The sequence below is a fragment of the Vibrio sp. Vb0598 genome (genome assembly GCF_033338935.1).
Taxonomy (GTDB): Bacteria; Pseudomonadota; Gammaproteobacteria; order Enterobacterales; family Vibrionaceae; genus Vibrio; species Vibrio alginolyticus.
In genome coordinates this window covers 1-15,303 of record NZ_JAWOTP010000037.1, presented here as the reverse complement: position 1 = coordinate 15,303, position 15,303 = coordinate 1, and the positions used below count along the sequence as shown (strand labels likewise).

Here is a 15,303-nt window from a genome sequence, read left to right as displayed (position 1 = left end):
TGAGTAGTTTTACAGGCAAAGCCGAAACGGATGATAACCACCTACTGAAGTAGGTGGTTTAGGGCTGAAAATAAAAGGGTCACTTTAGTGACCTTTTTTGTATTTAAAAGTCACTACAATGTACTGGATTGCCGAGGGATATTGCTTTTACCATTCACATCCCGGACAATACGCCCCTTTCAAAATTCAACAAGAGCTAATGAAATGACAGCTGCTATCTATTTGGTTAAAGGTCGTGAGAAATCGGTCAAGCGCAAGCACCCTTGGATCTTCTCTCGAGGCATCAACAAAGTTGAGGGCGAACCTGCTCTTGGCGAAACGGTTGATGTATTCACTCACGACGGTAAATGGCTAGCTAAGGCGGCATATTCGCCAGCTTCGCAAATTCGTGCTCGTATTTGGAGTTTTGATAAAGAAGAAATCGACACCACGTTTTTCGTTAAACGACTTAAAGACGCACAACTTCTTCGTGAAGACATTATCGAACGTGATGGCCTTACGGGTTATCGCCTTATCGCAGCAGAGTCTGACGGCTTACCAGGCGTTACGATCGACCGTTACCAAAATTTCTTTGTGTGCCAACTTCTTAGTGCTGGCGCAGAACACAATAAGCAGGCTATTGTTGACGCTCTGGTTGAGTGCTTCCCTGATTGTAATGTGTACGAGCGCTCTGACGTGGCCGTTCGTAAAAAAGAAGGTTTAAAAGAGATCACGGGCGTCTTGCACGGCGAAGAGCCACCTCAATCGGTCGTCATCGAAGAAAATGGCGTAAAGATTAGTGTAGATATCGTTGGCGGACACAAAACAGGTTTCTACCTAGATCAACGAGATAGTCGCCAGCAAGCGATGAAATATATGAAAGGCAAAGAAGTTCTTAACTGCTTCTCTTACACTGGTGGCTTCGGACTTTACGCTCTAAAAGGTGATGCAAAGCGTGTGATTAACGCTGACGTGTCACAACCTGCTTTAGATACCGCAAAATTCAACGCAGAGCTAAACGATTTTGATATTTCGAAGAAGCGTGCCGTGTTCCTAAATGCAGACGTGTTTAAGCTGCTTCGTGAGTATCGTGATCAAGGAACTCAGTTCGATGTGGTTATTATGGACCCACCGAAGTTCGCAGAGAGCAAAGCACAACTAAACGGTGCATGTCGTGGTTACAAAGACATCAACATGCTAGCAATGCAAATTCTAAAACCGGGCGGCACGCTACTGACCTACTCGTGCTCTGGCTTGATGGATCAAGTTCTGTTCCAGAAAATCATCGCTGATGCAGCCGTAGACGCTAACCGCCAAGTAAAGTTTGTGGAGCGTTTTGAGCAAGCCGCTGACCACCCAACCGATACCGCATATCCAGAAGGTTTCTACTTAAAAGGTTTTGCATGTAAAGTGCTTTAATTATTGCCTGAACTTACTGCATTACTAAATGAAAAACGGAGCTTTCGCTCCGTTTTTCATTTTGAATCATTTACTCTCGTAATTGTTCAAGATTAGAAATCAAACTATTGGCAATATCAGAAGCAGAAGCTCCGTCAAAATTAACCTCCAACTGTTGTCCATCTTTATTTATGGTCAGAGTTGAGTTACCTCCACTTTCAGTCACCGCCACCGTGATATCATCCACGCTTCCGTGATAATCGCCCGAGCCGAGATCATCAAGTAATGTGGAAATATCAGTACCACTCATATCATCAAATACATCGGTAAAATCGAGCTGATCCCCGTCACTGAAATCCGTCACGGTGTCAGTTGCGGATTGCATCTCTGTCCACTTGAAGATGTCATCACCTCCACCACCAGTCAAAATATCATTACCTAGGCCACCAATTAGAATATCATTACCATCGGTGCCTACAAGAACATCATCTTGGTCTGTTCCCATGATGATATTAGGCTCTTGCTGTAACGAAGCAGTCTGTGTACCGAAAGCGGTCACTGTTTCAAAAGAGACATTGTTAAAATCAATATCAACGGTTGCAGTGGTATCGCTTTCTAAACCATCTGAGTCAATCGCTTTGTAATCAAACGAGTCGTTTACATTATTAAAACTTGTAATCTGAGTACCAACTAGAGTAAAGCTGGCTTTATCACTTGAACTGTCTGTTTCAGGGAACAAGCGAATCTCATCAAAACTGCCATTACTTAGCGATACGTCAGCGTAACCTTCTTGATTACCAGTAAATACGATGTCACTGGTGTGTATGGTTTGTATATCAACAAGAGTATCGCCCATATAAAAGTATGCTTGAATCCAAGCGCCGCCACTGTTAAACCTATCATTCAAGCTTGCTAGGTTTAACCTTGCTTCTTTAGCTTCAAGCCCTTCATCTAATTCAATGGCAATGAACTCACTCGTACTAATTTCATCCCCTTGGCCAGTTTCGCCCGGTGACACTACAACTAAACCTACCTGCTGAGCGGCAAAGTCAACCTTGATTTGAGCATTATTGACAAAGTCACCATTACCATCAATGGTTCCTCCAAAGAAACTTAAACCGTTAACATCGACTGAATCGGCAATGAAGTCTTTAGAAAATTCATCGAGTAAATCTTGGGAATCAAAGCTTTGCTCATCAAAGAAATCTTCCGTTAGTGCATATCTGACTTCCGTAGTTTCTGGAATCACATCACCAATGTCCAATATGACTTCATTGTTCTGATCATCCAAGTAATAGAGATAGCCATAGTCTGGAAGCGTCGTGACACAGATACTCGTTTCTTTATCATCTTGAAGATCAAAGTCATCTTCAAAGTCTTGCGCATGTGGTGCAAAGTCAATTAAAGCGTCTCCTCCCACACTAAGGTCAACCGAAATGCCAAAGTCTTCTACTGTCGGAGGTGTATTGTCATCATCAATAATCGTACCAAGGCCTGACGCTGCAGGTGATTGCCCTTGAATCGAACCAGTTAAAACAAAGTTTTCTGAAGATTCATAAATCTGGTCTTCAACAGTGTTTACCGTAACACTAAAGTTAGTATCACTCGCAGGTACGGAGACATCAAACGTTCCATCAGGGTTTACCGCAATAACTTCCGTCGTGTTATCAGCATAAGTAATGGTCACACTCGTAGCGTTAAAATCATCTCCAGCGACAGCGGTTCCGTCTAAGAGAGACATACTAACCATAATCGCAACCGCACTTGCATTACTCAGTGTAACGTTAAATTTCGCATCGTTACCTTCCACCACTTGAATATCCGTAATTTCAGTGACAGTTGGTATGTCTGCATTATCGTTAATCGTTACGGTACCGACAGCAGCAGTTGTTTGCACAGTAGTGGCACCGGATAATGTAAAGTTCTCATCACCCTCATAAATATCATCGTTTAACGTCACCATAGTAACGCTAAATGTTGTGTCTAAAGCTGGTACAATGACATCAAACGTACCATCTGGGTTCACTGAAATAACGTCGGTACTACTATCAGCGTAGGTAACGGTTACTGTCGTATTTGTATAATCCGAACCTCCTTCAGCTGTCCCATTTGCTAATGTCATATTAACAACGGTGTTTGTGGTACTTGCATTGCTTAAAGTGACTTCAAGCGTTGCCAGCTCACCTTCACTAACTATAGCATCCGTAATCGCTGCTACAGTCGGTCGGTCATCATCAGGATCTGGTCCTGGGCCACTACCATCATCAACAATAGTACCGGTACCAATCACAGAGCCAACTTGGTTATCAGTGTTACCTGATAACGTAAAGGTTTCAGGTCCTTCGAATAAGTCATCATCTGTTGTACTTACAGAAACACTATAAGTCGTATCATTTGCGGGCACATCGACAATAAAGCTGCCATCTGGATTTACCGTAACGACTTCTATGCCGCCACTCTCATAAGTAATTGTTACTGAAGTATCGGTGTAATCCACACCGCCTTCTGCTGATCCGTCAGTCAGCATCATATTGACAGTGGTGTTGGTGGTGCTTTCATTACTCAACGTTACATCTAGTGTTGCAATATCACCTTCGTTTACCGTTGTAGAGGTAATCGCTGCAACTGTTGGGCGATCGTCATCTGGATCAGGTCCTGGCCCCGAACCATCATCAAGAAGAGTCCCTGTACCCATTGCAGATGTAATTTGAGTGGCAGTTTTACCCGAGAGTGTTAAAGTCTCTGCGCCTTCGAATAGGTCATCATCAATAGTATTCACTGTGACGCTGAATGAGACGTCGTTCGCGGGAACTGAAACATCAAATGTTCCGTTTGCGTTGACAGTAATGACATCTGTTGAGTTATCCGCATAGGTAACTGTAACCGATGTATTGATGTAGTCTATGCCCCCCTCTGCGCTACCATCAGCGAGCACCATATTGACCAAACTTTCACTATCACTAGGGTTACTTAAAGTAACATCAAAAATGATAGGTTCACCTTCATTAACCACTTCACTAGAAATAGAGGCAACGCTGACTGTATCGTTATCAAGAATCGTTACCGTGCCTGTAACCGGAGTTGTTTGTATCTCGGTCTGTCCAATTAATGTAAAATTTTCATCGCTTTCGAACAGCTCATCGTCGGTGGTACTTATCACAACGTCAAAGGTCATATCACCAGCTGGTACGGACACATTAAATGTACCATCAGGGTTCACAGGGATAACGTCTGATGAACTATCTGCATAGGTAACAGTAACAGACGATTTGGTGTAATCTACCCCTCCCTCTGCTGTGCCATCATTAAGTGTCAGATTAACGAGAGTATCCGTAGTGCTTAGGTTACTCAAAGTGACAACCAACGTAGCAGACTCACCTTCGTTTACGGTTGTATCACTAATTGCCGCAACAACCGGACGGTCATCGTCCGGATCTGGACCCGGACCACTGCCGTCGTCCACTATCGTCGCCGTCCCCGTATCACTGCCTTGTACCGCCCCAATGCCAGTTACCGTCACACTGAAATCTTCAGGGCCTTCATAAACGGTGTCATCAATGGAAGCGATACGCACATCAAACTCAGTTTGCCCGGCTGGCACCGTTACCACGCCATCGTTTGGCACTGTGACCCAACCGCTTCCCGTGTTGTATTCTAGGGTGCCCAAATCTCCAACTTCGGTATCGCCAAGATTAAGACCCAACTCCACTTGCGTTTCCGCTTCAGAGGCGTTCGATAAGGTGACTTTGAAGTTCGCAGTCTCACCCTCATTAATGGTGCCAGCATCGGTAATAGTCACGCTTGGGCGGTCATCATCGGGATCAGGTCCTGGACCACTGCCGTCGTCCACTATCGTCGCCGTCCCCGTATCACTGCCTTGTACCGCCCCAATGCCAGTTACCGTCACACTGAAATCTTCAGGGCCTTCATAAACGGTGTCATCAATGGAAGCGATACGCACATCAAACTCAGTTTGCCCGGCTGGCACCGTTACCACGCCATCGTTTGGCACTGTGACCCAACCGCTTCCCGTGTTGTATTCTAGGGTGCCCAAATCTCCAACTTCGGTATCGCCAAGATTAAGACCCAACTCCACTTGCGTTTCCGCTTCAGAGGCGTTCGATAAGGTGACTTTGAAGTTCGCAGTCTCACCCTCATTAATGGTGCCAGCATCGGTAATAGTCACGCTTGGGCGGTCATCATCGGGATCAGGTCCTGGACCACTGCCGTCATCCACTATCGTTGCCGTTCCCGTATCGCTGCCTTGCACTGCGCCAATGCCAGTCACCGTCACACTGAAATCTTCAGGGCCTTCATAAACAGCGTCGTCAACAGAAGCAATGCGCACATCAAATTCGGTTTGCCCGACTGGCACCGTCACCACGCCATCGTTTGGCACTGCAACCCAACCACTTCCCGTGTTGTATTCTAAGGTGCCTAAGTCACCGACTTCGGTATCGCCGAGATTAAGACCCAACTCTACTTGCGTTTCCGCTTCAGACGCGTTCGATAAGGTGACTTTGAAGTTCGCCGTATCCCCCTCATTGATGGTGCCAGCGTTTGAAATAGTCACGCTTGGACGATCATCATCCGGATCAGGGCCCGGACCCGTGCCGTCATCCACTATCGTCGCCGTACCCGTATCACTGCCTTGTACTGCACCAATGCCGGTTACTGTCACACTGAAATCTTCAGGGCCTTCATAAACGGCGTCATCAATAGAAGCAATGCGCACATCAAATTCGGTTTGCTCGGCTGGCACGGTCACCACGCCATCATTTGGTACTGCAACCCAACCACTTCCCGTGTTGTATTCTAAGGTACCTAAGTCACCGGCTTCAGTGTCACCCAAGTTGAGACCTAGCTCGACTTGAACAGTGGACTCGGAGGCATTCGACAGCGTCACTTTGAAGTTCGCCGTATCACCCTCATTAATCGTGCCAGCGTCAGTGATGGTCACATTCGGGCGGTCATCATCCGGATCGGGACCAGGGCCACTGCCGTCGTCCACTATCGTTGCTGTACCCATATCGCTGCCTTGTACCGCCCCAATGCCAGTCACCGTCACACTGAAGTCTTCAGGGCCTTCATAAACGGCGTCATCAATGGAAGCGATACGCACATCAAACTCAGTTTGCCCAGCTGGCACCGTTACTACGCCATCGTTTGGCACTGCAACCCAACCGGAGCCTGTGTTGTATTCTAAGGTGCCTAAGTCTCCAACTTCGGTGTCACCTAAGTTCAGGCCTAGCTCGACTTGAACTGTAGACTCGGAGGCGTTCGATAGCGTCACTTTGAAGTTCGCGGTCTCACCCTCATTGATGGTGCCAGCATCGGTAATAGTCACATTCGGGCGGTCATCATCCGGATCAGGGCCTGGACCACTGCCGTCATCCACTATCGTTGCCGTACCCGTATCGCTGCCTTGTACTGCCCCAATGCCAGTTACCGTGACACTGAAACCTTCTGGGCCTTCGTACACCGCGTCATCAATGGAAGCAATACGCACATCAAATTCAGTTTGCCCAGCTGGCACCGTTACCACGCCATCGTTTGGCACTGCAACCCAACCGGAGCCTGTGTTGTATTCCAAGGTGCCTAAGTCACCGGCTTCGGTATCGACGAGATTAAGACCCAACTCCACTTGCGTTTCCGCTTCAGAGGCGTTCGATAAGGTGACTTTGAAGTTCGCCGTATCACCCTCATTAATGGTGCCAGCATCGGTAATAGTCACGCTTGGACGATCATCATCCGGATCAGGTCCTGGACCACTACCGTCGTCCACTATCGTTGCCATACCTGTATCGCTGCCTTGCACCGCGCCAATACCAGTTACTGTCACACTGAAATCTTCAGGGCCTTCATAAACGGCATCATCAATAGAAGCAATGCGCACATCAAACTCGGTTTGCCCTGCTCGCACCGTCACCACACCATCATTTGGTACTGCAACCCAACCGCTTCCCGTGTTGTATTCTAAGGTGCCCAAGTCACCGGCTTCGGTGTCACCTAAGTTGAGAGTCAGTTCAACCTCAACATCTATAGCTGATGGATTAGATAACGACACTTTAAAGCTAGCCGTTTCACCCTCATTAACTATCCCTGCATCGCTCATCGTTACCGTTGGGCGATCATCATCAGGACTTAAACCTGGCCCACTACCATCATCAACAATGGTTGCCACCCCGGTTGCAGGTGTATTTTGTTCTTCTGTTGTGCCAGAAAGCGTAAACGTTTCTGGGCCTTCGAATATAGAGTCATCTATAGAGTCGAGAGAAACCGTAAACCCGCTTTCACCTAATGGGACCGAGACTGTAAAAGTACCGTTATCATCAACCAAGATTTCTTCCGTTGTACCATCAGAAAATGTTATGAGAACACGCTCATTAACGTAGTCACTTCCGCTCTCGTCAGTTGAACCGCCAGTTGCGGTGCCATCAAGTAGCGACAAAGTGACATCAGTATTGTCCTCTGTTGCTTGGTTTAAAGTAATATCGAATACAACCTGATCACCTTCGTTGATAGTCGGACTGGATATTTCCTGAACAATTATCGTTGCAGGAATGGGGGTTGCTGTTGGTTCTGGTGGTTGTATTTGGAGAATATCGAGTAGCGTCTCTACCTGAGTACTTGAAAATCCTGTTCCGTCAGTTCCCACTGTCTCAAAATTGGTACTAGCGAGTAATTCAGCACCTGTGCGATCTATAGCTCCCGTATTCTGTGGGCTAGACCCGTTTCCTTCACCTGCAGCAGGTTCAAACTCTTCACCCAGCTCAGTCGGGTCTTCCCCACTCGCAATTGCTTCAATTAACGCAGTGATATCATCAGTTACATTTATTGAACTTCCTTGTGGTGTCACCTGCTCGATAACAAGTTCAGAAGTATCTGATACTTCATCGATTATTAACTCTCCTGGTTGAGGTAGTTGACCCTGACCTAAAGTCCTAATCTCACCGTCCAACCCGATAACGACAATGTTGCCCGCCAATGAGCTAAAAGTTACACGTTCCATATCTACCTCGCCCCACTTCAAACCAAGTCAAAAGTTTGTCACCCCTACATTTACGTCTATAGTTTAGTCAAAATCATCATATTTTCGTTGTATGTGTAGCTTGTAGGACGTTTGATAACTCTAGGGGCAGAGTTACAAAAAAGCGCAGAGTGACACAGGCCGTGAAACGCTATGATATTAAGAATTCAAGCTTTTCTCCGAGCTAAACTTGCTATGTTGCTAAGCAACATTCGACATATGTGCTAAGGTTTTAAAAGGCGAAATCTTGGATTTTTGAAACAAAAGCTTTGTTTTAACAGTAGGTTGATAAATCCCTTACTCAAGCACTGTTATTTATGATGTTTCGTCTCAGTTATGAGATGAAATAGCAAAAAGCAACACGAATTTTTAGGAGAAATACCGTGAAATGGAACCGACTAAATATTGCTTGCTGCTGTAGTTTAATGGTGTCTATACCCGTTTTCGGTCAAACTTTAGAGCAAGCCGTAGCATTGACGTTAAAAAACAACCCTGACATTAAGAGTGCATTTAATGAATTTACGAGCCGAAAATACGTAAATGAAGCATCTTCGGGTGCTTACTTACCCTCTATTGATCTAGATGCGGGTATTGGGTATGAAGGATTAGACCCTTCTGACGAGGTGGGACGTGGAGATACAGATTACACTCGAAAAGAAGCATCGGTGACACTAACCCAACTTATCTGGGACGGCAGTGCGACTCTTAATGATATAGACCGAACCGCAGCGGATGCTGAATCAGTAAGATTTCAACTTTTGGCCGACGCATCGGATAAAGCACTTGAAGTCACCAAAGTGTATCTAGATGCTGTAAAAGCTTACGAAATACTCAAGCTGTCTGAAAACAACCTGGCTGTTCACAAAGATATCTACGATGACATTAAAAAACGAGTCAACTCGGGTATCGGCTCTACCGCTGACTTAACGCAAGTAGAAGCACGTTTGGCAAAAGCACACGGCAACTTAGCCGCTGCTCAAAATAACCTGTATGACTCTCACACGATGTTCACTCGTTTAGTCGGTCAAACACCGCAAGGGCTAATCTTTCCGAGAGCGGACCAAAACTTTATTCCGTACACAATTGATGAAGCGGTAGGCTTGGCATTTGAACTGCACCCCGTTATTCAAGTCGCACTCGCAGACGTAGACTCGGCTAAGTTTCAATACAAACAGTCTAAAGGTGTTAACTACCCAACCATTTCCATTGAAGCTTCGCAAACATGGCGTGACGACGCTGATGGTTTAAAAGGTCGCAGTGATGAGACACTTGCCATGCTGCGCCTACGCTACAACCTATTCAATGGCGGCAGTGATGCAGCGAACTCAGAAAACTTCGCCTACCAGCTAAATAAAGCAAAAGACTTGCGTGAAGGTGCCTATCGCAATGTTGAAGAAGGGTTAAGACTTTCTTGGAGTGCGCTTGATTTAACATTACAACAAAAAGAGTTTCTATCAGATCATGTAGACTCTGCGTCTGAGACCGTAATTGCTTACGAGAAGCAATATCGCATCGGTAAACGGACACTGCTTGATCTATTGAACACTGAAAACGAGCTCTTTGAGGCGCGTAAAGACTACTTAGATTCTAAATACGCAGAGCAGTACGCCAAATATCGAGTGATGAACGCAACAGGTCAACTGTTGAGTGCATTAAGGGTCGAAATGCCTAAAGAATGGCTAGAAGAAGTGGAGTATTAATTATGAAACACATAACTCTTATTGCACTCTCATTGATGATTTCGGCATGCAGTTCATCCGATAAAGGCGATGAGTATGATTACATCGATACGCCAATTGCCGATCAGTGGGCTGATCATATAGATGATGACTCAGACGGTGTTATTAACGAGCGCGATTTGTGTCCGGGAACTCCTTTAGGAGCCGAGATAGATAACGATGGCTGCGGTTCGTATGTCGACTCCTCACAAGAAATGCAAATTCGAGTCCTATTTGCGAACGATTCCGATGTTATAAACCCTATCTTTACGCAACAAATTCGTGAGTTGTCCGATTTCTTGAAAGAGTACCCAAATACGTCTATCGAGATTCAGGGCTATGCTAGTCGCACTGGTACTGCAGAACACAATCTCGACTTATCCAAGCGCCGGGCTGAGAACGTTAGAAAAGAACTCATGACGAATGGTATTAGTGGGGATAGAGTTACCATTGTGGGCTATGGAGACACAGTGCTTGCAACACAAGGCACTGACCAAGTGAGTCACGCGCTAAACCGTCGAGTAACCGCAACAGTGATTGGTCACAAGGGCGAAGTTAAGAAAGAGTGGACCGTTTTCACTACACTTCCAAAAAGCTAACACAACCATAAACAGAACGTAAAAATAAAAGGTCTAGCAAATTGCTAGACCTTTTTTGATTTTCAATTTTACCTAAATGGTAACGCCACTACATATCTTTGTATTGCGCCTCTAAACTTGCAATCAAGCTTTGAGTCACATCATCAACGCTTGCACCGTCAAAATGGATGTCTAATGTCGAGCTACCTTTTGTAATACTCAGGTTTGCCTCAGAGCTGCCATCTGGTGCCACTTCTACGTGATACTCTCCGACATCACCGGTATGATCACCTGATTGAAGATCATTAAGAAGCTCTCCAATTTCATCTTTAGATAAGTCATCAAAGAGATCAGAGAAGTCTAGAGTGTCTTCATCTTTATTGAAGTCAGTGACAGTGTCGCGTTCATTGGACACATCAATCCATTTAAAGATGTCTTCACCGTCCCCCCCTGTCAAAATATCATTGCCGAAACCACCAATTAAAATATCATTATCTGCACCACCGAACAGCTTGTCGTCACCGCCTTGTCCAAACAAAATATCATCTCCTGAACCACCAGAGATGGTATCTGCCTGGTCGTAATAACGAGACTGTTCAAATTCTGCTTGGTTTTCAGTAATGTAGTGATGAACTTCTTCTTTGGTAACCAACGAAACATCCTTACCTAGTTGAGAAGCTACGTAGTTTTGCAGCGCGGAAACTCCTTGCTCACCATCGACGTCGAAACGCATGGCATCACCAAAAATAATGTCATTTCCATCAAGGCTGTTAATCTCATCTTTGCCTTGCATCAAAGAAACTTCCTTACCAAGGATCACTTCTGCTAGTTGGTTTACATCTATGTTAGCTCTTACTACACCATCAGAGTCGAAGTTTTCTAACGAATCTTCATCTAAGTAGCGACCAAGACCTATCGAACGAACCTCACTAAATTCAGCCAATGCTTGATATGCGTTATTCGCTTGAGATAGAACATTATTTCCATAATCATCATAGACATATGAGTTAAGCATTCTCCCCACCTGTTCACCAGTAGAGAGCGAATACACCGCCCCGCGAAAATCTATGATTGTTTTATTGTTGTATGTGACTGTATCACCAAACCTGTAATCACTTGGCAAGACATCCGCTAGCGTCACTAACTTTTGTTCTGACACGCCAAGTACGACACCCTCCCAACCACTAAACCAACTCGTATTGTTATCCGTAGCTTGGTTTGGTTGACCATCAGATATGAAATAACTTAGGTTTGTTGCGCCACTATCGGCATTAGCAAACCAGTCTAGTGCAGATTGGAACCCGGCTTCATAATTTGTATTACCATCACCGATTTGTAAAATTGCATCCAATGTAGACTCTATTTGCGATGTTGCGTTGTCTGCACTCAAATCTAATTCAAGTACCTGAGAGCTCCCAGTAGCAAATGTGGTCAATAAAACGTTCACTTTGCCCGAATGAGGGCCACTAGCACTTTCGGTAAGAGTATTCAGCACTGTTTTTAGCTCACCTAGCGCTAGACCAACGTCGTAACCCATGCTGCCTGATGTATCGAGCATAAAAGCAATGTTGTAGTCCTGCCCCTCGACAATCTGTAATCCTTGAACATCGCCAACAATCACATCATTGCTATCAGATCCAGCTATCTTGTTATCACCATGCGTACCGGAAACAAAATCATAATCTCGAACTGAAACAGAAGCCGTGTCCGTTCCCATTTGAGTATTGTTATTAACTTCAACACTTCCTGCCGTCGCTGTTACATCAAAATCTAACGAACCATTGTAATCGGCTGGTACAGTAATCGTACCGCTTAGTTGATGACTGGTTTGATTTGGTTCACTTGAAAGGTCAACCGTGTAAGAACCATCGCTGTTTTCAGTAACCGTTTTGCCATTCACCTCTAATGTTAGCCCTGAAGGAATTCCCGTTAATGTGACGCTATCGTTAATGAATGACTCACTGCCATCCACATCGATAAGATCAAGGTTCAGCTCAAAAGAGACTTGCTGCTCTGTAAGTACAACATACTCTCCTGTGTTGTTATTTAGCTTGATAATGGCATCTTGGAAGATAAGTTGTTCAATTTCATAAAGGTGGTCACCCGACTCTTTATGAGTGCTCGAAACAACATCTTTTGTATCAATAAATCGGCTATCTTCGACAATCCAATACGGGACCTCTGAGTGGTCAGACGCAGGGTAATAGTTGAGGTTGTAATCAGACAACTTGCCAGAGTAAACAACTGTGTCCGTCTCCGCTTGATCATCTAATGAACCAATACCGCCATAGATAGAATCATTACCTCCTCCAGTCACAAAGATATCACTGCCTTGAGCATCAACGTTCGCACCTGCTTGTTGATCTCCGACAAAGCTCAGTGGCGATTCAGTGTCACCGCTTAGCATTAAGTCATTACCAACATGTCCGTTATTAAACGTTTGTGTCACCACATGTTCAAAGTCAAGCCCTGGTAAATTACTTGCCTCAAGCAGATCTTTAAGTTCTTCGTCTGTAGACCAGCTTCCGCCTAGTGTCACAGGTACAGACGTTACTGGACCGAAAGTAAGGTCAATCTTAATTGGGTCCGCGACAGGCTCTATGTCGATACTCAACGTACCTGAAGCAGAAGAATTGCCATCACTAACAGTGAAATGAATCTGCTCGTAAGTATCCAAACCGTTCCCAACACCGTCTTTATCGAAAACATTTGCACCAGATTCATGTTCAGCAGGAACATAACGAACAAGACCATTTTCGATATCAGAAGCGAGCACACTTCCAGAAACCGCTTCCCAACCATCAGAACCTTTCACTTGTAGTGAGCCATTTAGAGCAGAAGTGTCAAACTCAACACTTATACTACTATCAACGATGCCTAAATGTTCTAGTGTTATAACAATAGCTTCGTCTTCTAATCCGGAAATTTCGTTGCTTTGAACTGCTGGCGGAACATCATTATCATCAATATAGCCAACGCCAGATACATCTCCGACTTTAATCACAAGACTCTCTGTTGATTCAACCAACTGATCATCAATACTTGGAATGGTAATCTCAAAGCCATTCACTCCGGCTGGAACAATAAGGTATCCACCCAAATACTTCACGCCATTAGTAAAAGTTGCGTTCGACAAATCAATGTCTTGAGAGCTCACACTAGAACCCTCTGCAGAGAAATCCACTTGATACTTAACGGTCTGATCTGTCGCGTTATTTAGAGAAACAGAAAACGTGACATCGTCACCCTCAACAACAGTAACACCTGCAATGCTCTCCACCACAGGTCCATTTTCCGCAACATTACCATCTAGTATTTCGTTAACGATATTGACCGTAGACGGATCACTAACGCCACTTTCAGAGTCGACTGCCACATATCCAAAGCTGTCTTCGGCAGGAACACCTTCTACATAACGTAACTCCCAGTTACCTTCATTTTTCGTAGAAAAATCTAACTGAGTAATGACCGAACCTTTAGGAAGGGCTAGATCTTTCCCATAACCAACGCTTGTTTCTTGGAATAGCATGAAGTTGCCCTCAGGCTTCAAAAACTCGAACGTTTGAGTCTGTTGGACATTATTTGAATCTAAGTATGTAACCGTAATAAGCGCTGCGTTGTCATCACCGTAATCAAACAATCCACCTAATCCATCTAAGCCAAGGTTTACGCTGCCCACAGGGTTATTAGACAAATCGATCGTAATTGTCTCGCCTTTCTCAATACCCTGCCCATCATTGTCAGCAATACCATTTCCGATATGTGACACTTGGCGGTTGTATTGAGCAAGTTCACCACTATCAGAAGATATAGTGATGGAGGAACCATTAACTAAATGCTCAGTACGGGAGTGTGATGGACCTCCGTCCTCACTTAGCCCCCAATTATTGAAATCTGTTGTAGACTCGGAACTATTTGGTGTATCTGGGCGATCCTTGATACCTAATAAGAAACCCACATTATCAGCTTCATAGTAAAGGCTATCTTTTTCATAAAGAGTGTCACTGACTTCTTTTATTTCATGCAGTTCACCGTTGTTATCTCTGAAGAACAATGTTCCTGAGGTCGGTAGTTCAATAATCCGCACATGCAAATCGTTGCCATTTAAGTCATCTTCAATATCCGCTATATGATCCTGAGAGTCGCCATCACCTAAAGGTTTCGTATCAGTATCAAATACAACTTGCGTCAAAGGCTTGTCAGTAACATGCGTAAAGTCCTCACTGTCAGGCCTGTCATTGACTGGTGTGACATCGACGTTCACCGTGGTGGACTCCGATACCCCACCCGAGGTAACGATGTAGGTGAAGCTGTCTGTACCGTGGTAGTTGTCGTTTGGCGTGTAAGTGACGCTGCCGTCCGGGTTGACCGAGACCGTGCCGTTGGCTGGACCGTTATTGGTATCCAGCGACACCACTTTATCGTCGCCTTCGAACGTATCGTTACCTAAAACCTTAATGATGGTTGGCGTGTCTTCCACAACCGTCGCGCGGTCAGATTCAATATCTGCCACAGGCGCTACCGTGAAGTTCACCGTTTGGCTAACGCTTTCACCGCTTGGATCGGTGGCGGTAAAGGTTAGGGTTTCTGAGCCGTTCCA

General features: G+C 45.1%; 5 protein-coding genes. 3 read left to right on the top strand and 2 right to left on the bottom strand.

Annotation, left to right across the window (positions count from 1 at the left end):
* The first annotated feature begins 204 nt into the window (after window positions 1–204).
* The gene (locus tag R7Q38_RS22285) at window positions 205–1,398 is read left to right on the top strand and encodes a class I SAM-dependent methyltransferase (protein ID WP_239938576.1); all 1,194 of its coding nucleotides are present in this window, start codon (window positions 205–207) and stop codon (window positions 1,396–1,398) included.
* 70 nt (window positions 1,399–1,468) lie between these two features.
* On the opposite strand, the gene R7Q38_RS22280 is transcribed toward R7Q38_RS22285, so the two are convergent.
* Window positions 1,469–8,389, bottom strand: coding sequence for a Calx-beta domain-containing protein (locus R7Q38_RS22280; RefSeq protein ID WP_318114361.1), 6,921 nt, complete (start codon window positions 8,387–8,389; stop codon window positions 1,469–1,471).
* A 401-nt stretch (window positions 8,390–8,790) separates the two neighbouring features.
* Here R7Q38_RS22280 and R7Q38_RS22275 point away from each other — a divergent pair, with 401 nt between their 5' ends.
* Both R7Q38_RS22275 and R7Q38_RS22270 read left to right on the top strand, forming a co-directional pair.
* Window positions 8,791–10,107 carry a TolC family outer membrane protein gene (locus R7Q38_RS22275; RefSeq protein WP_195723090.1) on the top strand — a complete coding sequence of 439 codons (1,317 nt, stop codon included), beginning with the start codon at window positions 8,791–8,793 and terminating at the stop codon, window positions 10,105–10,107.
* A gap of 2 nt (window positions 10,108–10,109) precedes the next feature.
* The gene (locus R7Q38_RS22270) at window positions 10,110–10,724 is read left to right on the top strand and encodes an OmpA family protein (RefSeq protein WP_031781371.1); all 615 of its coding nucleotides are present in this window, start codon (window positions 10,110–10,112) and stop codon (window positions 10,722–10,724) included.
* Window positions 10,725–10,812: 88 nt separating this feature from the next.
* On the opposite strand, the gene R7Q38_RS22265 is transcribed toward R7Q38_RS22270, so the two are convergent.
* On the bottom strand, window positions 10,813–15,303 hold a 4,491-nt coding region (locus R7Q38_RS22265), incomplete at its 5' end, for an Ig-like domain-containing protein (protein WP_318114360.1).

Excerpts from the sequence above, each read along its gene's own strand:
- R7Q38_RS22285 (WP_239938576.1), top strand. The coding sequence starts at position 205 with ATGACAGCTGCTATCTATTTGGTTAAAGGTCGTGAGAAATCGGTCAAG.
- R7Q38_RS22280 (WP_318114361.1), bottom strand. The coding sequence starts at position 8,389 with ATGGAACGTGTAACTTTTAGCTCATTGGCGGGCAACATTGTCGTTATC.
- R7Q38_RS22270 (WP_031781371.1), top strand. The coding sequence starts at position 10,110 with ATGAAACACATAACTCTTATTGCACTCTCATTGATGATTTCGGCATGC.